This is a genomic window from Streptomyces sp. NBC_01478 (assembly GCF_036227225.1).
Lineage (GTDB): Bacteria > Actinomycetota > Actinomycetes > Streptomycetales > Streptomycetaceae > Streptomyces.
Genome location: NZ_CP109444.1, coordinates 10,857,067 through 10,881,659, shown reverse-complemented (window position 1 = coordinate 10,881,659; position 24,593 = coordinate 10,857,067). Strand labels below are relative to the sequence as shown.

The 24,593-nt window shown below is 70.0% G+C and carries 21 protein-coding genes and 1 pseudogene; 7 read left to right on the top strand and 15 right to left on the bottom strand.

All coding sequences use genetic code 11. The features are described 5' to 3' along the window. Positions 1–44: 44 nt before the first annotated feature. Positions 45–1,562, top strand: coding sequence for an L-arabinose isomerase (gene araA / locus OG223_RS48320; protein WP_329263589.1), 1,518 nt, complete (start codon positions 45–47; stop codon positions 1,560–1,562). Positions 1,563–1,599: 37 nt separating this feature from the next. Then, entirely contained in the window at positions 1,600–2,319 is a 720-nt protein-coding gene (araD, locus tag OG223_RS48315; RefSeq protein ID WP_329263587.1) for an L-ribulose-5-phosphate 4-epimerase AraD, read from the top strand. Between the two features lie 33 nt (positions 2,320–2,352). Here the strand turns inward: araD and prcB are convergent, their stop codons facing one another. The 15 genes and pseudogenes from prcB to OG223_RS48240 form a co-directional block, all read right to left on the bottom strand. Further along, positions 2,353–3,207, bottom strand: a complete 855-nt coding sequence (gene prcB / locus OG223_RS48310; protein ID WP_329263585.1) for a proteasome subunit beta — start codon at positions 3,205–3,207, stop codon at positions 2,353–2,355. A 72-nt stretch (positions 3,208–3,279) separates the two neighbouring features. Further along, positions 3,280–4,236, bottom strand: coding sequence for a lysylphosphatidylglycerol synthase transmembrane domain-containing protein (locus tag OG223_RS48305; protein WP_329263583.1), 957 nt, complete (start codon positions 4,234–4,236; stop codon positions 3,280–3,282). Continuing rightward, positions 4,233–5,714 (bottom strand): hypothetical protein, encoded by a 1,482-nt coding sequence (locus OG223_RS48300; protein ID WP_329263581.1) that lies wholly within the window; start codon positions 5,712–5,714, stop codon positions 4,233–4,235. The genes OG223_RS48305 and OG223_RS48300 overlap by 4 nt, the downstream gene beginning before the upstream one ends. A 239-nt stretch (positions 5,715–5,953) precedes the next feature. Further along, positions 5,954–6,145 carry a helix-turn-helix domain-containing protein gene (locus OG223_RS48295; protein ID WP_329263579.1) on the bottom strand — a complete coding sequence of 64 codons (192 nt, stop codon included), beginning with the start codon at positions 6,143–6,145 and terminating at the stop codon, positions 5,954–5,956. A gap of 152 nt (positions 6,146–6,297) precedes the next feature. Then, a complete protein-coding gene (locus OG223_RS48290) occupies positions 6,298–7,320 on the bottom strand; it encodes an LLM class flavin-dependent oxidoreductase (RefSeq protein WP_329263577.1) in 1,023 nt (340 codons plus the stop codon). Between the two features lie 230 nt (positions 7,321–7,550). Then, entirely contained in the window at positions 7,551–8,390 is an 840-nt protein-coding gene (locus OG223_RS48285; RefSeq protein WP_329263576.1) for an IS5 family transposase, read from the bottom strand. Positions 8,391–8,629: 239 nt separating this feature from the next. Continuing rightward, the gene (locus OG223_RS48280) at positions 8,630–9,292 is read right to left on the bottom strand and encodes a hypothetical protein (protein WP_329263574.1); all 663 of its coding nucleotides are present in this window, start codon (positions 9,290–9,292) and stop codon (positions 8,630–8,632) included. Positions 9,293–9,359: 67 nt separating this feature from the next. Next, positions 9,360–10,246, bottom strand: a pseudogene (locus OG223_RS48275) (IS5 family transposase); the annotation flags it as partial. A gap of 185 nt (positions 10,247–10,431) precedes the next feature. Next, entirely contained in the window at positions 10,432–11,307 is an 876-nt protein-coding gene (locus OG223_RS48270) for a shikimate dehydrogenase (protein ID WP_329263572.1), read from the bottom strand. A 15-nt stretch (positions 11,308–11,322) separates the two neighbouring features. Continuing rightward, positions 11,323–12,066 carry an ABC transporter ATP-binding protein gene (locus OG223_RS48265; RefSeq protein WP_329263570.1) on the bottom strand — a complete coding sequence of 248 codons (744 nt, stop codon included), beginning with the start codon at positions 12,064–12,066 and terminating at the stop codon, positions 11,323–11,325. Then, positions 12,063–13,934 (bottom strand): branched-chain amino acid ABC transporter ATP-binding protein/permease, encoded by a 1,872-nt coding sequence (locus OG223_RS48260; protein WP_329263568.1) that lies wholly within the window; start codon positions 13,932–13,934, stop codon positions 12,063–12,065. Before OG223_RS48260 ends, OG223_RS48265 begins: the two co-directional genes overlap by 4 nt. Continuing rightward, the gene (locus OG223_RS48255; protein WP_329263567.1) at positions 13,931–14,800 is read right to left on the bottom strand and encodes a branched-chain amino acid ABC transporter permease; all 870 of its coding nucleotides are present in this window, start codon (positions 14,798–14,800) and stop codon (positions 13,931–13,933) included. The genes OG223_RS48260 and OG223_RS48255 overlap by 4 nt, the downstream gene beginning before the upstream one ends. A 37-nt stretch (positions 14,801–14,837) precedes the next feature. Then, positions 14,838–16,001, bottom strand: a complete 1,164-nt coding sequence (locus OG223_RS48250) for an ABC transporter substrate-binding protein (protein ID WP_329263565.1) — start codon at positions 15,999–16,001, stop codon at positions 14,838–14,840. A 31-nt stretch (positions 16,002–16,032) separates the two neighbouring features. Then, positions 16,033–17,772: a thiamine pyrophosphate-binding protein gene (locus OG223_RS48245; protein WP_329263563.1), complete on the bottom strand. Its 1,740-nt coding sequence runs from the start codon at positions 17,770–17,772 to the stop codon at positions 16,033–16,035. Continuing rightward, positions 17,769–19,274: an aldehyde dehydrogenase family protein gene (locus tag OG223_RS48240; protein WP_329263561.1), complete on the bottom strand. Its 1,506-nt coding sequence runs from the start codon at positions 19,272–19,274 to the stop codon at positions 17,769–17,771. Before OG223_RS48240 ends, OG223_RS48245 begins: the two co-directional genes overlap by 4 nt. A gap of 154 nt (positions 19,275–19,428) precedes the next feature. Between OG223_RS48240 and OG223_RS48235 the strand changes: the two genes are divergently transcribed. The 5 genes from OG223_RS48235 (at position 19,429) to OG223_RS48220 (ending at position 24,588) form a co-directional block, all read left to right on the top strand. Continuing rightward, positions 19,429–20,211 carry an IclR family transcriptional regulator gene (locus tag OG223_RS48235; protein WP_329263560.1) on the top strand — a complete coding sequence of 261 codons (783 nt, stop codon included), beginning with the start codon at positions 19,429–19,431 and terminating at the stop codon, positions 20,209–20,211. 44 nt (positions 20,212–20,255) lie between these two features. Further along, positions 20,256–21,461, top strand: a complete 1,206-nt coding sequence (locus OG223_RS48230) for a CaiB/BaiF CoA transferase family protein (protein ID WP_329263558.1) — start codon at positions 20,256–20,258, stop codon at positions 21,459–21,461. Continuing rightward, positions 21,458–22,279, top strand: coding sequence for a citryl-CoA lyase (locus OG223_RS48225; protein WP_329263556.1), 822 nt, complete (start codon positions 21,458–21,460; stop codon positions 22,277–22,279). The genes OG223_RS48230 and OG223_RS48225 overlap by 4 nt, the downstream gene beginning before the upstream one ends. 3 nt (positions 22,280–22,282) lie before the next feature. After that, entirely contained in the window at positions 22,283–22,354 is a 72-nt protein-coding gene (locus OG223_RS54065) for an Ada metal-binding domain-containing protein (protein WP_406131690.1), read from the top strand. A gap of 77 nt (positions 22,355–22,431) precedes the next feature. Further along, on the top strand, positions 22,432–24,588 hold the full coding sequence (locus tag OG223_RS48220; protein WP_329263555.1) for an outer membrane protein assembly factor BamB family protein: 2,157 nt from the start codon (positions 22,432–22,434) through the stop codon (positions 24,586–24,588). Positions 24,589–24,593 lie beyond the last annotated feature (5 nt).

Here is a 24,593-nt window from a genome sequence, read left to right as displayed (position 1 = left end):
GGCGCCCCCTGCTCGGTGGTCAACTCCCTTTGAAAGGAACCCTCATGGACACCAACGCCACGCCCTACCCCGACCAGGAGATCTGGTTTCTCACCGGCAGCCAGGGCCTGTACGGCGACGACATCCTCCAGCAGGTCGCCGAACAGTCCCGGAGCATCTCCGAGATCCTCGGCGACCCCGGAAAGATCCCGGTCCGCATCGTGTGGAAGCCGGTGCTCACCGACGCCGACGCGATCCGCCGGCTGTGCCAGGAGGCGAGCGCCTCCGACACCTGTGTGGGCGTGATCGTGTGGATGCACACGTTCTCCCCGGCCAAGATGTGGATCGCCGGACTCAGCGCCCTTAACCGGCCGTTGCTGCACCTGCACACCCAGTACAACCTGTCGCTGCCCTGGCCCAGCATCGACATGGACTTCATGAACCTCAACCAAGCCGCCCACGGCGACCGGGAGTTCGGGCACATCGAGTCCCGCCTCGGCATCGACCGCAAGATCGTCGCCGGGCACGCCACCGACCCGCGGGTCGTCCGCCGCGTCGCGGCCTGGGCGCGGGCAGCCGTCGGCCGCCACGCCTCCCGCACGCTGAAGCTGGCCCGCTTCGGCGACAACATGCGCGACGTCGCCGTGACCGAGGGCGACAAGGTCGAGGCCCAACTGCGGTTCGGGTACTCGGTGAACACCTACGCGGTCAACGACCTGGTGACCGTCGTCGACCAGGTCGAGGACAAGGAGGCCGCCCAACTGGCCCTCAAATATGTCGAGTTGTACGACGTCGTCCCGGCCCTGCGCCCCGGCGGCATCCACCACGACTCCCTCGTGTACGCGGCCCGCCAGGAGATAGGGCTGCGCACCTTCCTCACCGAGGGCGGCTTCACCGCGTTCACCACCAACTTCGAAGACCTGGGCGGGCTGCGCCAGTTGCCCGGTCTCGCGGTCCAGCGCCTGATGGCCGACGGTTACGGCTTCGGCGGCGAGGGCGACTGGAAGACCTCGGCACTGCTGCGCACGATGAAGGTCATGGGCGCCGGCCGGCCCGGCGGCACCTCCTTCATGGAGGACTACACCTACCACCTGGGCCCCGGCACCCCGCGCATCCTGGGCGCCCACATGCTGGAGGTCTGCCCCTCCATCGCCGCCGACCGCCCCAGTTGCGAGATCCACCCCCTGTCCATCGGCGGCCGTGAGGACCCGGTCCGCCTCGTCTTCAACGCGGCCCCCGGCCCCGCCGTCGTCGTCGGCCTCTCCGACCTCGGCGACCGCTTCCGGCTGACCGCCAACACGGTCGACGTCGTCACCCCGAGCGAGCCGCTGCGCCGGCTGCCGGTGGCCCGCGCCGTGTGGAAACCGCGCCCCTCGCTCGCGGAGTCCGCCGAGAGCTGGCTGCTGGCCGGTGCCCCGCACCACACCGTGCTCAGCTCGGCCGTCGACACCGAGACCCTGACCGACTACGCCGCAATGACGGGCGTAGAGCTGCTGACCATCGACGAGACCACCAGCACCGGGCAGTTCACCAAGGAGATCCGCTGGAACGCCGCCTACCACCGGCTCGCCCAGGCCCTGTGACACCCGTGATCCCGATCGATCCGCAAGGAGAGCACCGATGACCGCGCGAGTCCGTGACGGCCTGCGGCAAGAGGTACTGGACGCCAACCTGACCATCCCCCAGGTCGGTCTGGCGACGCTGACCTGGGGCAATGTGAGCGGCGTCGACCGCGAGGCCGGCGTGTTCGTCATCAAGCCCTCGGGGGTCCCCTACGAGGACCTCGCCCTCGACCACCTGGTCACCGTCCGCCTGTACGACGGCAAGGTGGTCGGCGGCGACCTGCGCCCGTCCACCGACACCGAGACCCACCGCTGCCTGTACCTGGCGTTCCCGTCCATAGGCGGCGTCACCCACACCCACTCCACCCACGCGGTGGCCTTCGCCCAGGCCCGCCGTGACATACCGGTCCTGGGCACCACCCACGCCGACACCTTCAACGGGCCCGTCCCGTGCACCCCGGACCTCACCGCCGACCAGTGCGCGACGGACTACGAGTACAACACCGGCAAGGTCATCGTCGACCTGCTGGAGAGCGACGACCGCAGAGCCGCCGAGGTCCCGGCCGCTCTCGTCGCCAACCACGGCCCCTTCACCTGGGGCACCACCGCCCGCAAGTCCCTGGAACACGCCATCATCTGCGAAGCCGTCGCCGACATGGCCATCAACACCCTGGCCCTGTCCCCGACAGGACCCCCGCCCCCACACCTGCTGGCCCGCCACTACACCCGCAAACACGGCCCCGACGCCTACTACGGCAACCCGGCCCCGGCCGGGTGACCGGCACCGCGATCACCCGGACCATGTCGTCGCTTACGGCGCGACGGTCGGCCCGTCCGGGTGGTCGCGGCGTTGTTCGACCATCTCGCGGCTGAGGGCCTCGGTCTCCGACTCCGGGAGCCGTTCGAAGCCGTCCTCGGTGATGACCGACACGATGGGGAAGATACGGCGGTTGAGGTCCGGGCCGCCGGTGGCCGAGTCGTCGTCGGCCGCGTCGTACAGGGCCTGCAGTGCGGCCAGGGACGCGTCGCGCCGGGACATGCCCCGGTGGTACAGCTTCTTGAGGGCGCTCCTGGCGTAGGGGGAGCCGGAGCCCTCGGCGTGGAAGTCCGGCTTCTCGTAGGTGCCGCCGACGACGTCGAAGGTGAAGATACGGCCCTGGGCGCCTTCGGGGGCCGCGGGGTCGTAGCCGACGAGCAGCGGTACGACGGCGAGGCCCTGCATGGCCTGGTCGAGGTTCTGCCGGATCAGGCCGGCGAGGCGGGTGGCCTTCGCGTTGAGGGTCATCGGGATGCCCTCGATCTTCTCGAAGTGCGTCAGCTCGACCTGGTACAGCTTCACCATGTCCACGGCGAGCCCGACCGTGCCGGCGAAGGCGACCGCGGTGTAGTCGTCCGCGGGGTGCACCTTCTCCAGGTCGCGCTGCGCGATGACGTTGCCCATCGTGGCCCTGCGGTCGCCGGCGATCAGCACGCCGTCGCGGTAGGAGAGGGCCAACACCGTGGTGCCGTGCGGGAATTGGTCGGCTCCGGCGCGGACGCCCGCCGGGAAGGGACGGCGGGTGGGCAGCAGCGCGGGCCGGTGTGCCGCCAGGAACTCGGTGAAGGACGAACTCCCGGGAGTGAAGAACTCGTCCGCCAGTCGGCCACCGGTCTCATGCTCCGCCATGCCACTCCCCTTGGTCCGCGTACCGATGCCGGACTCCTACCTGAACCGCCCGCGGGGGAAACACAGTTGAGGTCAGAGTGCCTTGCGCCGCACGAGTACCCCGAGCACCAACAGGCCGGGGATCAGCGGCAACCACATCGTGAGCAGCCGGTAGCCGAGGACGACGGAAGCGGCGGCCGACGCCGTGGTTCCCGACTCGGTGAGGGCGAAGACCAGGGCCGCGTCGAGGGAACCGATGCCGCCCGGCGTGGGCAGCAGGGCGGCGGCGCTGCTGGCGGCGAGGTACAGCAGCGCCACCCGGGCCGGGGACAACGGCAGTTCGACGGCCTGGGTGACACAGATCAGCACGAGGGAGTGCAGCGCGGCGAAGGCGAGCGAACCGCCCCACAGGGCAACTGCCCGGTGGGGCAAGGTGTGTACGGCCCTGATGTCGGTCAGCACCGTGCCGAGGCCTCGCCGACACCGGGGCCACAGCGGGCAGTTGAGCAGCACGGTGACCAGCACGACGACCGCGAGTACGACACCCACCACGCCCAGGGAGACGCGCGGGACGCGCAGCACACCCGGGCAGACCGCGGCGAGAACGCCGATCAGAACGATCCGGACGACCACACCGGCGGTGGCCTTCACGGCGAGCGCGCTGGCCGAGCGGCCGACCGGCAGCCCGCAGCGCATCAGGAAGCGCACGTTGACGGCGCCGGCGCCGAGCCCGGCGGGCAGCACATGGTTGGCGGCGGACGCGGCGAGCTGCGCGGCCACCAGGCGCCCACCGGGCAGCCGTTGAGCCACCGCGCCCTGCTGGGCGAGTGCCGAGCACACCCACGTCCCGAGCGCGGCCGTCCCGGCCACCAGCAGCCACCCCTGATCGGCGACGGCGAGCCGCCCGGCCCCACTCGCGAGCACGGGCCAGTGCCGCCGGACCAGACAGACCACGGCCACCAGGACGGCGACGGTCAGCGCGGACTGCCAGTAGGCACGGCGGCGGCGAGCAGGGGTGGTCGTCGGGGTGAGGGCGGGCGGTGCCGTCATGCGCCGCCGCCCCTCTCTGCCCCCGGTGCCACCCGCAGCTCCAGCGTGCCGTAGCGGTGGGCGGGCCAGTCGTGGGCGTAGGCGGGTGGGCGGCTGCCGGTCGGGGTGAGATTGGCGACGGACATCCGGTGTGCCGTGCGGTCGAGGGTCGTGCGGGTGATGTTGGCGTTGTGGCCCCCGGTCGCGGCGGAGGCGCAGCCCGTGTAGAAGGCGATCGGGATGGAGTCCTGGCCGGTGAGCAGGCAGGGCTTGCGGACGCCGAGGCGGTGGAGTTCGGCGGCGGTGCGGGACCAGTCGCTGTGTTGGGTGTTCGTACGGCTCACCGTCCTTTCCAGGACGGCGAGTTGGATCGCCAGATGCCCGGCGAGGCCGATCGCGAGCAGGGTCACCGCGACCCGTCGCCATACTCCGGCCGGTCTGGTGACCAGGTGGATCAGTCCGTCGGCGACCGGGATCGCCACCAGCGCGTAGGCGGGCAGCAGGAAGCGCGGGGCCGCGTATCCGATCATGAACAGGTAGGGGAAGGCGGCGGTGGCGGCGCAGGCGAGCGGGACGAGGGTGGCCGTCGTGCGCCGCGCGCGGACCGCGACGACCAGTCCGACGACGGCGAGCACGGGGAGCACGAGCCACCACACGTCGACCGCCGGATTGGGCATCTCCGCCGTGCACGGGCGGCACAGGGCGCGTCCGCCCAGGCTGCGCAGTTGGTCGACGACCGCGATGTTCCAGCCCAGGCCGCCCTCGATGGCCGAGGCCTCGTGCAGCCGCTGGGTCAGGCCGCCGTAACTGACGTATGCCTCGATCACCCACTCCGCGGCGCCGGACGCGAGCCCGGCGAGGAGGACGGCGAGCAGGCGCCAGTGGCGGACGGCCACGAGGAGGACGAGCAGGGGCAGGGTCGCCCAGACCGCGTCCGTCGGCCGCATCCACGCCATCAGGGACGCGCTCGCCGCCAGTCCCCACAGCGCGGCCCGGTCGGAGCGGTCGGTCCGGGCGCGCAGGCAGCAGCCCGCCGCGGCGAGGGCGCCCACGGCGACCCAGTAGTTGGGCATGGCCTGCGGGCCGTAGAGGAGGGTCACCCAGAGGGAGGCGAACAGGGCGCCCGCCAGGGCGAGGACGCGGGTGGGGAACAGGCCGCGCCAGGTGCGGAGGGCGAGGAAGAGGGCGGCGCCCGCGAGTACGGCGAGGTAGACGCGGAGCAGGGTGGTGGACGAGGACCAGGAGGTGACGGGGGCGACCAGGAGGGAGATGCCGCGGGCCCGGGGTGCGCTGAAGTAGGCGGCGGGGGCGTGCGCGCTGAGCTGGCTGACGTACACGGTCTCGTCCCAGCCGAGGCCCAACCCGGGGCGTACGAGGACCAGTTGGGCCAGGACGAACGCGACCGCCACCGCGGCGAGCGGGTATTCCGAGCGGCGGGACGCGGCCGGCGGTCCGAGCCGTCGCGTCCCGGCGAGTGTGGCGTACGCGCAGCCGGACATTGCCCACCCATCCCCCTACAGTTTGTAGGGTCTCCAGCACCCTACAGCCCGTAGTTCTGAGGCGAGAGCCAGGGAAAACATGGACAAACTATCGCGCGGCGGGCGCGGCTGCGGCCTGCAATTCAGCCAAGCGACTGACGGCCCCATGCGCTCGACCCTGGGCACCAAGGCTTCTTCCGGCAGACCGGATCTGGACGTTCCGCACTGGAAGACCGGAAAGGTAGTGCCCTCGGGCACCATCACACCCCCGGCCCGGGCCGCCGGGCCATGTGCGTGGGGTACTTGTCGGGAAGGAATGAGTCGATGGGCAGTACCTCGATGCGGCTGATCCTGGAACGACCGCACTCCAGCGTCTCGGCGCCGTGCTCCAGGGAAGCGCCCGTTTCTTCCCGCAGTTCGCGCAGTTCAGAGCCCAGACGACGGCGACGCACCGTCGGTGTCTGCTCGGGCCCGTGTTCCTCCCTTTGGGGTGCTTTCCGGCTTGTTGATGGGCGATGCCGACGACACCATCCCGCGCGCATACCGGCCGTATGACGGGCCCGTACCCGGCACCGGGCGGTTCCCCAGACGGCCTGACCACCACTCAGCGCCAGCCGAGCTCCGGTGCCACCTGGGTCAGGATGCTCTCCAGCACATGGGCGTTGTAGTCGACCCCGAGCTGGTTCGGGACGGTCAGCAGGACGGTGTCCGCGGCCTGGATGGCCTCGTCCTCCCGGAGTTGCTTCACCAGCACGTCCGGCTCGGCGGCGTACGAGCGTCCGAAGATCGCCCTGGTCGTGTCGTCGATCATGCCGACCTGGTCCCGCGAGTTGCGGTCGCGGCCGAAGTAGGCCCGGTCCACGTCGTCGGTCAGGGCGAAGATGCTGCGGCTGACGGACACCCGCGGCTCGCGCGCGTGGCCCGCCTCCTTGTACGCCTCGCGGTACGCCTCGATCTGCTTGCGCTGCTGGACATGCAGCGGCTCGCCCGTCTCGTCGTCCTTGAGGGTGGAGCTCTGCAGGTTCATCCCCAGCGTCGCGGCCCAGACGGCGGTCGCGTTCGAGCTGGAGCCCCACCAGATCCGTTCGCGCAGCCCCTCGGAGTACGGCTCGACGCGCAGCAGCCCCGGCGGGTTGGGGAACATCGGCCGCGGATTCGGCTGCGCGAACCCCTCGCCCTCGATCACCTTGAGGAAAGCCTCGGCGTGCTGGCGGGCCATGTCCGCGCCGGTCTCCCCCTCCGCGGGGGCGTAGCCGAAGTAGCGCCAGCCGTCGATCACCTGCTCCGGTGAGCCACGGCTGATGCCGAGCTGCAGCCGGCCGCAGGAGATCAGGTCGGCGGCGCCCGCGTTCTCGGCCATGTACAGCGGGTTCTCGTAGCGCATGTCGATCACGCCGGTGCCGATCTCGATCTTCGAGGTCCGTGCGCCGATGGCCGAGAGCAGCGGGAACGGGCTGCCCGCCTGCTGCGCGAAGTGGTGCACGCGGAAGTACGCGCCGTCCACGCCCAGCTCCTCGGCGGCGACCGCCAGGTCGATGGACTGGTGCAGGAAGTCGGCGGCGGACCGGGTCTTGGAATGCGGACTCGGCGACCAGTGACCGAACGAGAGGAAACCTATCTTCTTCACGCAGGCCAGAGCGTCTGGCGGCCACGTTTGATTCCCCGCGTCAGCCCACCGTGACGAGGCCGACCGGCCAGTGCGGCGATCGGAATCCTCCCCAGGGTTGCGACTGCCGCTTCCGCGCCAAGGTCGACGGCGACATGGTGGTGTCAGGCGGCGACGCGACCGCCCTCGCGGTCTGTCCGAAACCGGCCTTAAAGAGCGTTTTGTCCCGGCGAGGTTGTTTGGTTCGGGGTTCAGGTGTCGCGCCAGTTGGGGGTGGATTCGCGGGTGAGTCTGCGGCTTATGAGGTCGATCATCGCGACGTGGATTATGGCTTCGGAGCGGTGGGGGTGGGTTTCGTAGTCGCGGGCCAGTCGGCGGTGATGCATCAGCCAGCCGAAGGTCCGCTCGACGACCCAGCGTCGTGGGATCACCTTGAAGCCTTTGGCGCCCGGGGCGCGTTGGACGACTTCGACGTCGATGCCGAGTCGGGCGCCGTGGTCGATGGCTTTGGTGCGGTAGCCGGTGTCGGCCCATGCTTTGGTCACGCGAGGGTGAGAGGCGGCGATGTGGGACATCAGGTGTATGCCGCCGACGTTGTCGGAGACACTCGCCGCGGTGACCCAGACGGCCAGGAGCAGGCCGAGGGTGTCCACCCCGATGTGGCGCTTGCGGCCTGCGATTTTCTTGCCGGCATCGATGCCCTGGCTGGTCGCGGGCACGTTCGCGGAGGTCTTCACGCTCTGCGCGTCCAGCACGCAGGCGGTTGGCTCGCCGTCGCGGCCTTCGGCTTCCCGGACCAGGCGCCGCAGGAGACCGTTGAGTTGGTCGAAGATGCCTTCTTTTTGCCAGGCGGCGAAGTAGCCGTAGACCGTTTCCCACGGCGGGAAGTCGTGGGGCAGGTAACGCCAGGCAATGCCGGTGCGGTCGACGTAGAGGATGGCGTCCATGAGGCGGCGCAGGTCATGCTCAGGCGGGCGACCGATGTCGAGACCCTTGCCTCTGCGCTCGGCCCGCCAGGTGGTGAGCGTGGGCTCGATCAGTTCCCAGCGCGCATCGGAGAGGTCGCTGGGATACGGGCGGTGTCGCGTCATGTTTCGGTAGTACCGTCGAGCAGGCCGCCTCCCCAGGGCGCAAACGAGGTCAACCGGGGGCGCGTTGGGATCAGACAGGAGCGAACGCAACGAAACGGGTCGCCGAACGACGACACGAATCCCTTGCCCCGCATCAGGCACGTCTGCCCCGCGAGCCCCATACAAGCTCGGTCTGCGAATCGACGTCAAACAACCTCGCCGGGACAAAACGCTCTTTTAGGGCGTGTTTCAGAAGTGGATCAAGCGTCGTGGCCGGTTGGGCGGGGTGTCTCGTCTGTCCAGCCTCGGGCCAGGGCCAGTCGCCCTGACCGATGTGCCTCGCGCTGTTCGGTGACCCATCGCTCGACCTGGTTCACGGATGCCGCGAGCGACTGGCCGCTGGTGTCGATCACGTGGGTGCGCCATCGCGGGTCCTCGCCGGTCCACATGGTCCACCGGTGCCAAGCCATCTCCGGCCAGCTCCCGTCGATGATGACGTCGGGCCGGAAGCGCGGGTCGCGGGCGTGCGCGCGGTGCCAGGCGGCCCAGCCGCAGAAGGCGTCGGTGGCGGCCTGATCCCATCGGCCGCCGTCGCGTGCGGCGAGTCGGTCGCGCCGGTCCTGGTCGGCGACGTCGATCAGGCAGACAGCGATCCCGTTCAGCAACGGGGCCGAGGGGGCGGCCAGGACCTCGCCCAGTGGCGAGTTCCCGGACAGCAGCAGGTCCATTCCACGGTCCTGGTACTCCAGCGCGCGCCGTACCCACATCTCGGTCATGTGATTGCGCCAGTGGGGAGGGACCGGAGCGTCCGGGACACCGACTTCGTCGAACTCGTGCACCACGACCCCGTCCAGCCGGTCGGCGAGGGCGAAGGCGAGCGTGGTCTTGCCCGCGCCGCTGGATCCGGTCAGCTTGAGCAACATCTGGCCAGGGTGACAGCCCGCAAAGGCTTTCTCGACTGGTTTGTGGGGCCCCCACCGGCCCTCGGCTTTCGCCGGATTCCTGCAGCCACTCGTTGATGGCGGCGACCAGTACGGTCGCTTCGTAACGGACGGCAAGCTTGTCGTATCTCGTGGCGACCGCGCGGTGTCTTTTGAGGCGATTGATGCCGCACTCCACCGCGTGGCGTTCTTTGTGGTCGACCGGGTCGAACTTCGGCGGACGGCCGCCGCGAGAACCGCGCTTCTTGCGGTTGGCGATCTGATCGCGCTTCTCCGGAATGGTGCAGCGGATCCCTCGTCGGCGCAGGTAGGCGCGATTCGCACGGGAGCCGTAGGCCTTGTCGGCGCGGACCTTGTCCGGCCGGGTGCGAGGCCGGCCGGACCCGGACCGGGGCACGAGGATGCGGCCGAGGACGACCTGGAACTGCGGGGAGTCTCCGCGCTGCCCGGCCGTGATCACCAGCGACATCGGTTTTTGGGCCTGCTCGACCGCCAGGTGCAGCTTGGTGGTCAGACCGCCCCGTGAGCGTCCGAGCCCGTGGTCGTCGGGCTCGATGGCAACCCCGCCGGGCGGCTCGACCTGGAGATCCCCCTTTTGCGAGCGCCGGCCGCGTGCTGGTGGGCACGGGCGACGGTGGAGTCTACTGAGACGTCCCAGGTGATCAGGCCCTCAGCATCGGCCCGGGCCTGGAACTGTTCGAGGATGCGGTGCCAGGTGCCGTCGCGCCTTCAGCGGCGGAACAGCCCGTACACCGTCTCCCACGGCCCGTACCGTTCGGGTAGGTCTCGCCACGGTATGCCGGTACGGGTGCGGAACCGTATCCCGTTGATCAGCTGCCGCTTGGTGTGCACCGGCGGGCGTCCGGACTTGATGCCCCTCGGCAACAGCAGCTCCAGTACCACCCACTGGGTTTCTGTCAGATCTCCCCGAGCCACGAGACGTGATCATCGCACGACCTTGATCCACTTCTGAAACACGCCCTAGGACATGCAGATCTTCGAGTGCCGGCTCCAACCATCGAACAAGACCGCGCGGGGCAACCGCGCAGTGCGTAGGGAAATTGTTCGGCGTATTTCTCCACACGGATCTCGGAGCGGGCGAGGGCGGTCGCCGCCGTTCCTCATTCCGAATCGGCCAGTTCGGCGGCATGGGCAAGCATCCGCGAGCGGTCCGGTTCTCGTCCGGTGAAGAGCTGGAAGGCATCGGCGGCCTGAAAGACGACCATGCCGACACCGTTGAGTGCGGTGCAGCCACGGGCCCGTGCGACGCGTAGCAGCTCGGTCTCGAGCGGCTGGTACACCACGTCGACGATCCACAGGTCGGGGTGCAGCAGGTCGGCCGGCAGCGGAAGTCCGGGGTGCGTGGACATTCCGGTCGGGGTGGCGTGCACAAGGCCGTCAGCTCGGGCCATCAAGGCTGGGAGATCGTCCGGAGCGGAGACGGTCGCCCGGTCGTCACCGAACCGCCGGTTCAGGGAGGTAGCGAGTACCACCGCGCGGTCCGTCAGCGGGTCGACGACGGCAAGATGCCCGGTGCCCTGAGTGAGCAGGGCGTGCGCGACGGCCGCCCCCGCTCCCCCGGCGCCGAGTTGCACGACGCGCTTCCGCGGGGCGTCCGCGAGTTCCCGTTCGAAGGAGGCGGCGAAGCCGGTGACATCGGTGTTGTGTCCTACGGACCGGGCGCTTCTGCCCTCGCCTTCGAAGACCACGGTGTTGACCGCGCCGACCGCCGCGGCCTGTGGGGTGAGTTCGTCAAGACACTCGATGACGAGTTGTTTGCAGGGGTGGGTGATGTTGAGGCCGCGGTAGCCCATGCCCTTGGCCGCGCCCACCAGTTCACCGACCTTGTCGGGCCCGGCGCCGATGCGGTCGAGATCGATCAGCCGGTAGAGGTAGCGCAGGCCGTGCCGGTCCGCCTCCCGTTCGTGGAGCATGGGGCTGAACGAGGTGCCTATGCCGGAGCCGATCAGGCCGACGAGATACGAGTCCTGGGTCATCGCCGCGCGCACCGTTCACAGTCCCAGGTAGATCTGGCGGACGCGGGTGTCGCGGCTGAGTTCCTCGGAGCTTCCCGTCATGGCGACGGTCCCGTTCTCCATGACGAGGCAGTGACTGGTCGCGCCGAAGGTCAGCTTGGCGTTCTGCTCGACCAGGAGCAGGCTCAGGCCTTCCTCCCGCAGCCGTCGCAGGGTGTCGAGGATGAAGCCGACGAGTTTGGGTGACAGGCCCATCGACGGTTCGTCGAGGAGGAGAAGGCGCGGTCCGGCCATCAGGGCGCGGCCGATCGCGAGCATCTGCTGCTGTCCTCCGGAGAGGGCGCCGGCCAGTCGTCCGCTCATCTCCCGCAGTACCGGAAAGAGTTCGTGCACCTCGTCGAGTGTGGCGCGGGTCTCGTCGTCCCAGCGCCGCGCGTAGGCGCCGAGGAGCAGGTTCTTCTCCACGGTCAGGCCGGGGAAGACGTGCCGGCCCTCCGGTACGTAGCCGATGCCGTGCCGCACCATGTCGCGGGCCCTGACCCGGGTCAGGTCGCGTTCGCCGAGCGTGACGCGTCCGCCGCTGCGCGGGACCAGGCCCATCAGCGCCTTGAGGGTGGAGGTCTTGCCCGCCCCGTTGGCGCCGATGATGCCGACCGAGGCACCCGGCTCGACGCTGAAGCCGATCGAGCGGACCGCGCACACGCCGCCGTAGTGCACGGAGAGGTTCTCGACGGTGAGTCTGGCGGCGGTTTCGGTGCGGGAAGCGGGGATCGTGCTCACCGGGTTGCCTCCTTCGAAGCGGGGGCCGACGTCGGGGCAGGGGCTGGATCCGAGCCGGAGTCCTGAGCAGCGTCCGGGTCCGGGAGTGGAACGTCCGCCATCACGGAGTCACCCAGATACGCCTCGATCACCTCGGGTGCCGCGACCACTTCGGCCGGTGTGCCCTCCGCGATGATTCCGCCGCTGGAGAGCACCGTGACGCGCTCGCACAGCGACATGACCAGACCCATGTTGTGCTCGATCAGGACGACCGTGGTGCCGCTGTCGCGGATGGAACGCACGATGGCGGCGAGTTGCTGCACCTCTTCCCCGTTCAGCCCGGCCGCCGGTTCGTCGAGCAGCAGCAGCCGGGGTCGGGCGGCCATGGCCCGGGCGATCTCGATACGGCGCTGGATGCCGTACGGGAGTGAGCCGGGCGCGGCTTCCGCGAAGTCGGTGAGTCCGAAGCGTTCCAGGAGTTCCTGGGCCTGGCGGCGCAGTTGTCGCTCGCGGCGTATCACGCCGGGCTGCCACAGCGCGTACTGCCAGACCGTGTACGTGCGGGTGCGGTCGAGGGCGACCAGGATGTTCTCACGGACCGTCAACTGCCGGAACAGGCGCAGGTTCTGGAACGTACGGGCCAGGCCCAGGAGGGAAAGGGCGTACGGGCGGATGGACGTCGTGTCACGGCCGCCGAACCGCACCTTCCCCGAACTCGCCCTGTAGAAGCCGCTGATCACGTTGAACAGGGTGGTCTTGCCCGAGCCGTTCGGGCCCACGATGCCGCGGATCTCGCCGGCGGCGACCGTGAGGGAGACGTCGTCCAGGGCGCGCAGGCCACGGAAGTCCTTGGTGACGGACCGGATTTCGAGCAGGGGGTCAGCCGAAGCAGCGGGCGTGGCGACCACCTCGTACGGCTGGAACGCACGCAACTCCGCCCGGTCGGCGGCGTGACCGCTCCTGCGGCGGACGAACTCCCTTGCCCGGGAGGGGATTCCGGCGAGCCCGGTGGGCGCGAACACGACCATCAGGACGACCACCACCCCGTAGCCCAACTGTGCGTACGTCGAGAAGTCGGACAGCCACTCGCGGATGAGGGTCAGTCCGACCGCGCCGACGACGCAGCCGACCAGGGAGCGCCGGCCGCCGATGACGACCATGGCGAGCAGGATGAACATGCTGGCGATGGAGAAGGTCTCGGGAGCGACGTAGCGGATGAGGCCCGCGTACAGGACGCCGGCCAGACCCCCGTACAGGCCGGCGAGGACGAAGGCGGTCATGCGCAGGAGCGGGATCTCGGCGCCCGTCGCGCCGGCCGCCAGGGAGTCGTCGCGCATCGCGCGCAGGCGTCGGCCCAGGGAGGTACGGACGACGAACAGGCCGAAGCCGAGGCCGAGGGCGCAGACCACCAACTCCAGGTAGTAGTAGAGGTATTCGCTGGAGAGGTCGATGCCCGGGAGCGTCGGCAGGGGGATGCCGGAGATGCCGTCGGCGCCTCCGGAGATCGAGGCGTTGGTGATCCAGTTGATGAAGCCGAGTGCCAGACCGAGGGTGACGATGCCCAGGTAGTGGGACTGCATGCGCAGGGCGGGGATGCCGACGAGCAGGCCCGTCGTCACCGTCGCGAGCAGGGCGAGTACGGCCGCCGCCCAGAATCCGTATCCGGAGTGGGTGGTGAGGATCGCGAGGGTGTACGCGCCGACGCCGAAGAAGGCGACCTGGGCGAGGTTGATCTGCCCGGAGACGCCCATCGCGAGACCCATGCCGATGGCCAACAGGGCATAGATGACGGCGATGTTGACCACATGGATGGAGTAGCTGCCGAGGCCGTACGGCAGCAGCCAGAGGGCCACGGCCAGCGCGCCGAGCGAACCGATACGGAACTTCACGCGCGGCTCACCGTCCTCTCCCCGAAGACGCCCGTCGGGCGGATCATGATGGCGACGGTGAAGACCAGGAAGGTCACGAGCACCGAGTAGCCCTGGAAGTGGCCCGCCGCGTAGGAGTCGAGGACGCCGATCGCGAGGCCGCCGACGACGGCTCCGGGGATGGAGCCGAAGCCGCCCAGCATCGCGGCGGCGAACCCCTTGATGCCGAGGGCGCCGCCGAGTGAGGCGTCGACGTACAGCATCGGGCCGACGAGGCCGCCGGCCAGGGCGGCGAGGCCCGCGCCGACGGAGAAGGCGAGGGCGTTGCTGCGGCCGACGTCGATGCCGACGGCGGTGGCCGCCTCGTGGTCCATGGCGACGGCCTGCATGGCCGCGCCGCGCTTGGTGCGGGCCAGGAACCAGGCGAGGCCGATCACGGCGAGTGCGGCGACGCCCATGACGAGGAGGTCGTACGTGCGTACCCGGATCCCGAACAGGTCGAGCGGGGCGGCCCGGACGGGCGAGGGGACCGCCCGTCCGGTGGTGCCCCAGATGAGGATCGCGACGGCCTGGAGGACGATACCGAAGCCGATGGTGCCGATGAGCATCAGGTCGAAGTCCTTGTTCTCCAGCGGGCGCAGGACCCGCTCGATGACCAGACCGATGGCGCCGGTGACGACGATCGCCACGACCATGGCGACGACGAAGGGCAGTTTGGACGTCAGATAGAAGGTGGAGGCCGCGTAGGCGCCGATCATGGCGATGTCGGCGTGCGCGAAGTTGACCAGGCCCATGGTGCGGTAGACGAGGGAGAACCCCATGGCGACCAGGGCGTAGACCGCCCCCAGGCTCAAGCCCCCGACGAGTGTCTGCAGTGTCTCTTGCACGGCGTGCTCCCGTTGCCCGTTGCCGGATGCCGGATGACTACTGCTGTGCGACGAGTTTGCCGTCGCTGATGACACCGATGGTGGTCTGGGTGATGCCGACCCCGGTGGCGTCGTAGGCGAAGTCGCCGAGCAGGCCCTTGTACGCGGTGGAGCGGATGGCGTCGGCGAGTGCCCGGCCGGTGGCGGCCTTGCTGGTCTTGAGGGCGGTCAGCAGGATGCTCGCTCCGTCGTACGCCTTGGCTCCGTGCAGTTCGGCGTCCTTGCCGTACGCGGCCTTGTAGGCGGCGGCGAACTTCTTCGAGGCGTCGCTCGTTTCGTTGCTCAGATAGGGCGAGCTGACGATGGTGCCCTCGACGGCGGCGTTGCCCGCGGTGTCGATGAAGACGGGGGTGCCCTGCGGTGCTGCGCCCGCGAAGGGTGCCGTGATGCCGAGGTCCCGGGCCTGTTTGACGATCAGGCCGGCCTCGACCTCCTCCGAGCCGATGAAGACGACCTGGGGCTTCTTGGAGCGGATCTTCGTGAGCGCGGCGCTGAAGTCCTTCTGGTCGGTGGTGACCACCTGATCCGTCGACGGCGAAACGCCGAGCCCCTTGGCGGCCTTGAGGAAGGCGTCGTGCTCGCCCGTCCCGAAGGAGCCGTTGTTCGTGATCATCGCGATCTTCTTGTAGCCCTTGTCCTTGATCAGGTACTGGGCGAGCGTCGAGTCGTAGGTGGTGCTGGTCGGCCCGTTGAGGAAGAGGTAGGGACTCTTCAGCGCGACCAGCTTGTCGGACTGTCCGGAGGTGATGTTGGGGATCTTCGCCTGCTGGAGCACCGGCGCCATGGCGATGGTCACCGCGCTCTCCGCCGTACCGAGCATGGCGACGTACTTCTCACTGGCCAGCTTGCGGGCGATGTTGGTGCCGACCGTCGGGTCGCCCTGGTCGTCGAAGAGCTTCAACTGGATCTTGCGGCCGTCGATGCCGCCCTTCTTGTTCCACTCGTCGACGGCGAGCTTGGCCCCCTTGTACTCCCAGTCGCCGAGCGAACTGAGCTGCCCGCTCTGCGCGTCGACGACTGCGATCTTGATGGGGCCCGAGGAGGCCTTGCTGTCGCTGCTGGAGTCGCCGGGTGCGCTGCACGCGGCGAGGGCCACGGTCAGTACGACCGCGGTGCAGAAGGTGGCGCGGGTCGTGGCGAGTGGTCGTGGGATGGGGCTCATGAAGGTCACCTCGTCCTGGGAGAAGGGCAGTTCAGTCGGTGAAGGACCCGCGGTAGATGTCCTTGATGTTCCAGTGACCCGGCGTCGGCACGGGTTCGTTGACCATCGGTACGTCGATGACGGCGGGCCGACGCCGCGCGATCGCGTCGGCGAGTGCCTTGGCGAGATCGGCGGGGGTGGCGACGGTGTATCCGTCGGCGCCGCAGGAGCGGCCGAGCGCCGCGAAGTCCGGGCTGTACGGCTGCCCTTCGGCATCCGTGAACTCGCAGCCGTAGGACCGTCCGAACGACGCGGACTGAAGGTCGGCGATGGTGCCGTGGGCCCGGTTGTTCATCACCACGAAGACGACCGGCATCCCCTGTTCGACGGCCATCGGCAGCGCGGGCAACTGCGCGCTCATGCCGCCGTCGCCGATCAGTGCGACCACCACGCGGTCCGGCTGGGCGATCTGCACCCCGACCGCGGCGGCCGGTCCGAAGCCCATGGTCGAGGCCCCGCCCGGGGTGATGAACCGCCCGTCTGCGGGGAGTTCGTAGCACTGGGCGACACCGTTCTTGTTCCAGCCGACGTCGGTGACGAGCACCGCGTCGTCGGGCAGCGCGTCGCGCAGGTCGGCGAGAATGCGCTGCGGACGCAGCGGGAAGTCGTCGCTGCGTCCGTCCTCGCGTGCGGTGTCGAAGACGGTCCGGCGGGCGGTGGCGATGGTCGCCCGCAGGCCCTCCCGCCGCAAGGGCTCCGGCCTGGCAGCCTGTACGGCGGCCCCGATGGCCCGTACCGCGTCACCCACGTCGGCGACGGCACCGATCTCGACGGGGTAGTTGCGCCCGATCTCGGCGGGGTCGATGTCGATCTGGACGAGCCGGCTGGGCGGGAAGTTCCATGTGTACGTCGGATCCCAGGAGCTGGCGTCGGTCTCCGCGAACCGTGTCGCCAGGGCGAGGACCACATCGGCGCCCTTGGTGTACGCGTGTGTCGTCTCCAGACCCCAGAAGCCGGGCATGCCGAGCAGCAGTGGATGGCTGTCGGGCAGGGCACCCTTGCCCATCAGGGAGTGCGCGAGCGGGATGTCGAGGTGCTCGGCGAGGCTCAACAAGGCCTGGCGGGCGGCCGGTTCACGCAGTCCGCCGCCGAAGTAGATCAGAGGGCGTTCGGCGCTCAGCAACGTCTGGGCGATGCGTTCGGCGGTGGCCCGGTCGAGAGCGGGGAGCGCGGAGCTTTGGGGCAGGGGGTACTCCCCCGCGTAGTCCTCGACCTGCCGACTCCACAGGTCCATCGGTACGTTGACGAGTACGGCGCCCGGCCGCCCTGAGGTCGCGGTCCAGAACGCCCGTTCCGTGGTGCGGGCCAGGTCGTGGACGCGGTGGACGTGCCAGGCCCGCTTGGTGAACGGGCGGTAGATCGCGGTCTGGTCGGCGTCCGCGTGGAGGTTGACCTCCTGGTGCGGGTGGCGGCCGTAGTAGTAGGAGGGGATGTCGCCGGAGATGACGACCAGCGGGATCGAGTCGAGGGCGGCGGTGGCGACACCGGTGACCGCGTTCATCATGCCGGGGCCGACGTGGGTGAGCAGGACGCCGGGTTTCCCGGAGGCGCGGGCGTAGCCGTCGGCGGCGTGGGCGGCGGCCTGTTCGTGGCGGGCGATCACGAACTCGATCGAGCTGGGGCCGAGCGCGTCCAGCAGGGCGATGTTGGTGTGGCCGCAGGTGCCGAAGACGAACTCGACTCCGTACGACTCCAGTTGGCCGACCAGGGCTTCGGCGGCGGGGACGGTCATGCGCCGGTTCCTTCGTCCACGGTGCTCGCGTCGCCCCAGACGGACAGGCCGCGGAGCATGAGGGTCTTGACGACCGTGTAGTCGTCGATCATCGAGCGGGGTGTCTCCCGGCCGAAGCCGGAGTCCTTGACCCCGCCGAACGGCACATGGTCGAGGCGGTAGTTGGAGCTGCCGCCCGCGATCAGCGCGCCGGTCTGCAGCTCGCGCCAGGCGGTGATGATGCGGCCCATGTCGCGGGTGAACAGGCCCGCCTGGAGGCCGTAGCGGCTGGCGTTGCAGGCGTCGATGACCGCGTCGAAGTCGTCGTACGGGAGCACCGCGACCAGCGCTCCGAAGACCTCGTGGACGACGACCGAGGCGGACTCGGGTGGTCCGGCGACGATGGTGGGCGCGGCGGTGGCGCCCTTGCGGGTGCCGCCGCGCAGGACGCGGGCGCCGGAGGCGGCGGCCTCGGCGGACCAGCTCACCACGCGTTCGGCGGCGTCGTCGTCGACCATCGAGCCCACGTCGGTGGCCGGGTCGAGCGGGTCGCCGACCGTGAGGGTGTCGACGGCTGCGGCGAAGGCGTCGAGGAAGGCGTCGTAGCGGGAGCGGTGGACGTAGACGCGCTGGACGGAGATGCAGCTCTGGCCGGAGTTGCTGTATCCGGTGCGGGCGCACTCCTTGGCGGCCTGCGCGATGTCGGCGTCCTCGCAGACGATCGTGGCGGCGTTCCCGCCGAGTTCGAGGACCAGGCGCTTGGCCCCGGCGGCGCGCGCCACGGCCCGGCCGGTCTCCGCGCTGCCGGTGAAGCTGATGACGGCGACCTCGTCGGCCGCGCACAGCAGCGCGCCGACATCGCCGCCGCCGTGCAGCAACTGCACGGCCTGCGCGGGCATTCCGGACTCCAGCAGGAGCGCCACGATCGCGGCGGTGGCGGCCGGGGCCTGGGGCGGGGCCTTGACGATGGTGGTGTTGCCCGCGGCGAAGGAGGCGCCGAGCTTGTGGGCGAGCAGATTGGCGGGTGCGTTGAACGGCGTGATGGCGAGGGCCACTCCGGCCGGCGCGCGGTAGGTGAGGGCGGTGTTGCCGATGCCGCGTGCCCAGCCCGCGACGGGCAGGTTCTCGCCGCCGATGTGCCGGGCCTCGGACGCGCACACCGCGAAGGTGTCCGCCACACGGTCGATCTCCCCGCGCCCGTCCTTGACCGGCTTGCCCAGCTCCAGGGCGAGCAACCGGGCCAGCTCCTCGCGGTGTGCCGAAGCCGCGCGGGAGGCCCGGTCCAGGATGTCGGCGCGCACGGCGGGGGCCAGCCGGGCCACGGCACGAGCCGAGGAGCGGGCGTAGGCGAGGGCGTGGGACACCTCCTCCCCGGTCGCGAGGGTCGTACGGCTGACAACTCGGCGCAGATACGGGCCCGTTCGGGTGACGGCGGGACCGTCGCCGCCCCACTGGCCCGCGATGTACGGGGGCGCATCGACCACCGTCGCGTCCGCGCCGGCCTTGAGGAGTGAATCCAGCATGAGACCTCCGAGAAAACCGCTCAGTGGTACCGGTGGACTGCTCTGTGGGTCGGCGTGTAACGTACGGGCGCCAACTCGCGGTGGCAAGAGGACAGTTCGAGGAAGTTTCCGAGGGCGGTCCGTGGGGGCGGCCCGGCACGGAGGGAGAAGTCGCGTGGACGGGACCGAGCAGGAGCAGGCGGCCGAGGCGACCGGGGTGCGCAGTGTGCGCAGGGCCCTGGACATCCTGGGGCTGCTGACCGAGGATCGGCCGACGGTCACACTGAGGGAGATCGTCGAGGCCACCGGTCTGGCGAAAACCACGGCGGTCCGCCTGGTGCAGACCCTGGAACAGTGCGGTCTGCTCTGGGACACCCCGGCCGGCTACACCGCGGGCCCCGGCCTGTGGCGCTGGGCCCACCTGGCCCACACAAGCTGGGAACTGCCGCGCGAGACACGCAAGTTGATGCGCGAGCTGGCCGAGGAACAGCAGGAGACGGTCAACCTCTTCATGCTGCGCGGCCTGGCCCGTGTCTGTGTCGCGCAGCAGGAGAGTCCCCAGCCGCTGCGCCATGTCGTGCGGGTCGGCGACGAACTCCCGCTGTGGGCGGGCGCCTCGTCCAAGGTCCTGCTGCGTACGGCGCCGGACAGTCTGCTGCGGCGGATCGCAGCGGACTCACCGCACGGCGAGGGACACGCCCGGCAGTTGCGGGTGTGGGCGGACATGGCGGCGGAGCGCGGCTTCGCGGTCAGCCGGGGTGAGCGCGACGAGGGGCTGACGGCCGTGGCCGTGCCGGTCGTCGGGCGCACCGGGGCCGTGGTCGCCGCGCTGTCGCTCAGCGGTCCCAGCCACCGTTTCCCCGAGGCCGTCGTGCAACGGTTCGCCGACGCGCTCGCCGCCGTCTCCCGGCAGTTGTCGGAGCAGGGGTTCGACCATCCGCTCAGTCCGACGAAATAGCCCTCATGTGAATCCATCGCAGAAACCTCAGAAGGAGCCGGTGCATGGCCGAACGACCGCTCTCAGGAATCCGCGTACTCGATCTCACCAACGTGCTCGCAGGACCGTACTGCAGTTACCACCTCATGCTGCTCGGCGCCGAGGTCGTCAAGGTCGAACAGCCGGGCAGGGGCGATCTGGCCCGCAGTCTCGGCCCCGACCCGGAGCTCAACCGGGCCGGTATCGGCGCCTCCTTCCTCGCCCAGAACGCCGGCAAGAAATCCCTCGTACTCGATCTCAAGGACCCTGCCGACCGAGCCGACTTCGAGGACCTGGTCCGCGGTGCGGACGTCCTCCTGGACAACTTCCGGGCCGGGGTGCTGGCCCGGATGGGGTACGGCGCCGCCCGGCTCGGCGAGCTCAACCCACGTCTGGTGAGCTGTGCGATCACCGGCTTCGGGCAGTCCGGGCCGATGAGCACCGCCCCCGCCTACGACCAGATCATCCAGGGACTGTCCGGGATGATGAGCATCACCGGCACCACCGACACCGCTCCTCTCCGGGTGGGCTTCCCCGTCTGCGACTCGCTCGGCGGACTCGGCGCGGCCCTCGCGATCAGCGCGGCGCTCCTCGGGCGGGAGCGGACCGGGCAGGGCGTACGGCTGGACGTCTCCATGCTGGAGGTCTCCCTCTCCGCGATGGGCTGGGCCGTCTCCAACTACCTTGTCAGCGGGGTGGATCCGGAGCCGATGGGCGACCAGAACGCCACCGCCGCGCCGTCGGGAACCTTCGAGACCGCGGACGGCGGCCTGAACATCGCGGCCAACCGACAGGAGCAGTTCGTCACGCTCTGCCGACTCGCCGGACTGCCGGGGCTGGTCGACGATCCGCGGTTCGCCGAGCGCGAGGCACGCAAGCTGCACCGCGCCGAGCTCAACACCGAACTCAACACGGCACTGCGCCAAAGAACCGCCCTGGAGTGGGAGGAGATCCTGTCCTCGGCCGGAGTCCCGGCGGCCCGGGTCCTGACGGTTCCCGAGGCCGTGGAGCTCGAACAGCTCGCGCACCGAGGCTTCTTCACCGACCTGCCCTACCCGGACGGCTCGGACCGCACCCTGCGGGTCAGCGGCAACGGCGTCCTCGTGGACGGCGAGCCTCTCCCCCCGGCCTCCCCACCGCCGCTGCTCGACCAGCACGGCGAGGAACGCACCACGCTCATCGCCCGCTGGCGGGCACACGGCCGTACGGCCGCCGAAGCGCCGGCCTCATGACCACCGGGCCGCAGGACGGCCTGGTCGCCCAGTGGTGGGCCACCGCCGTCAGCCGGATCGAACCCGGCATCATCGAACTGCGCGAGCACCCCGTCCAGGACCTGATCGGCCACGCGACCTTCGTCGAGACGATCTGGCTGCTGCTCCGCGGCGAACTCCCCCGCCCCGAACAGGCGAAGCTGCTGGAAGCGGCCCTGGTGGCGGGCGTCGACCACGGCCCGCAGGCACCCTCGATCGCCGCCGCCCGGATGGCCGCCACCTGCGGGGTCGGCCTCAACAGCGCGGTGGCCACCGGAGTGAACATGCTGGGTGACGTGCACGGCGGAGCCGGGCAGCAGTGTGTGGAGTTGCTCGACCAGATCGCCCAACAGCACGCCCGGAAAGGCGAGTTCGAACTCTCCGTGGCCGAGGTGATCGGCGAGTGGCAGGCCAGGTCGCGCTATCTGCCCGGTTTCGGTCACCGCTTCCACCCCCGCGATCCGCGCCGCGATCCCCTGCTCGCCCTGGTGGACCGTGCCGTGGCGGACGGGCTCGTCGAGGGCGCGCATCTGCGGGCGGCCCGCGCCGTCGAGACGTATCTCAATCGCGGGCGCGAGGGAAAGAAGCCCGTGCCCATGAACATCGACGGTGCCACCGCCGTCATCTACGCCGAGCTGGGCTTCGCCGCGCCGCTGGCCCGCGGCCTCTTCGTGCTCAGCCGCAGTGTCGGCATCCTCGCGCACGCCTGGGAGGAGACCGGGCAGGGTCGGCGCAACAAGAGCCCCATGCCGCCCTCGATGGTCCCGGTCCACCTGGTGGTACCAACTCCGCGCGTCTAGCCCCTGGTTGGCTCTCGCTCCACGAAAACCTTCTGTCGCATGTCTTGTCACGCGCGTACGGCGTCCCTAACGTGACGCTCCATCACGCGAACCCATTCTGCGGGTTCTGCGAACCATCTGGTGGACCTTGATCGAATCGAGGGAACTCAACGATGGAAAGACGCTCCTTTCTTCTGACGGCCGCGGCGGGCAGCGCGGCCACGGTCTCCGCCCTGACCTCCACGGCCGAGGCCTCCTCCGACTCCCCCGGACTGGCGCTCCCCGTACCACCGCAGTCCGCCGCACTCGGCACCACGGGCGTCAACTGGCCCAAGGTCGGCGGCAATTACGGCAACCAGAACCACTCCACGCTCCGCGACCTCACCCCGAAGAACATCAGGAAGCTCGGCGGTGCCTGGCACGTCAACCTGGAGGGCGGTTCGACCTCCGCGTACCAGCAGTGCACGATCGTCGTCCAGGACGGCGTGCTGTACGTCGAGACCACCCAGCAGAACGTCTTCGCCGTCAACGGCCGTACGGGCGAGGTCATATGGAAGACGAACCTCGGCACCGAGACCACCAACATGCGCGGCGTCGCCGTCGCCGAGGGCAAGGTCTTCACCATCTCGGGCGCCAACATCGTCTACGCCCTCGACCAGCGCACCGGCGCGATCGTCTGGCACAAGCCGCTGATCGTGGAGGACAACGGCGGTGACGACGGCTGCAGCAACGACAGCGGCCAGTGCGGCGGCAACAGCGGCGGACTCGCGGGCGCGGTCGTCCACTTCGACGGCCTGATCTACGTCGGCACCGAGGGCTCGACGGCCGGCGCACGCGGCCGGGGCTACGCGCTCGACGCGAAGACCGGTGACGTCGTATGGACGTTCTGGGGTCCGCCGGGCCCCGGCGAGTTCGGGCACGACACCTGGGCGGGCGACTCCTGGAAGACCGGCGGCGCGGTCCCCTGGATCCACCCGGCCGTGGACCCCGAACTCGGCCTGGTCTACTGGACGTTCGGCAACCCGTATCCCCGCACGGACGGCTCCTCGCGCGGCGGCGACAACCTCTTCGCCAACTCGATCGTCGCCATCGACGCCAAGACCGGAAAACGGCGCTGGCACTTCCAGTCCGTCCACCACGACATCTGGGACGCCGACAACGTCATGGCACCGGTCCTCGCCGACCTGCTCATCGACGGCAAGCGGCGCAAGGTCGTCGTCTACGGCTCCAAGACCTGCTGGTTCTACATCCTCGACCGACGCACCGGCGAGGCCGTCCACGGCATGGAGGAGCGCGCGGTCCCCCAGCAGGCCGACCACAAGACCTCGCCCACCCAGCCGTTCCCGGGCGGCGAGCCGTTCACGGACCCGTTCCCGCGCCTCGACAAGACGACCCGCCCGGTGCCGTTCTACCCGGTCGGCGGCCTCTACTCGGTCTTCTGGGACCGGGCCACGATCATCTTCCCGGGCGCGGGCGGCGGCGGGGACTGGGGGTTCCCGTCCTTCAGCCCGAAGACCGGATACGTCTACATCGGCTACGGCCTGGTCAACTCCTCCTACTCCAACACGCACGGCGGCCGGGTCAACACCGCCCGTCCGCTTGGGGAGTTGTTCGGTGGCGGCCTGGTCGCCATGGACCCGCGGACCAACACGGTCGCCTGGCGCAAGGAGGGCGACTGGTCCCTCGCCCACGGCAACGGCATCCTCACCACCGCGGGCCGCCTCCTCTTCCAGGGCCGCCCTGACGGCGTCCTCGAAGCGATGGACGACACCAGCGGCGCGACCCTGTGGACCTGGCAGTGCGGCGCCGGCGTGAACACCATCCCCGTCTCGTACGAGATCGACGGCGAGCAGTACGTGGCCGTGCTCGCCGGGGGCAACGGGCTCCCCTTCCCCGACATCCCCAAGGGCGACCACCTGTGGGCGTTCAAACTCGGCGGCAAGATCGCGCCCGCCCCGGCCCCCACCCCGCCCTCCCGCCGCAACCAGATCCGCGTCGCCGCCGTGACCGGCGCGACGGCGCACAACACGGTCACACTCGGCCGCGTGTGGAACTCCGGCACCAACTCCCCCGGCACCAGCGAGAACACGGTCGCCCAGAACGCCATGGCGCCCCAGTACCTGACCGTCCCTGTCGGCACCGAGGTCACCTTCACCAACCCCGCCGACAACAAACAGGCCCACGGAGCGGCGGCCTTCTTCGACGCCGAGTTCGACACCGGCCTGCTGATGCCGGGCCAGTCGTACGCGCACACCTTCACCAAGGCCGGCGAGTACTTCTACAACGACCCGGCCTTCCCGCAGTCCACCGGCAAGATCGTCGTCCAGTGAGAGGG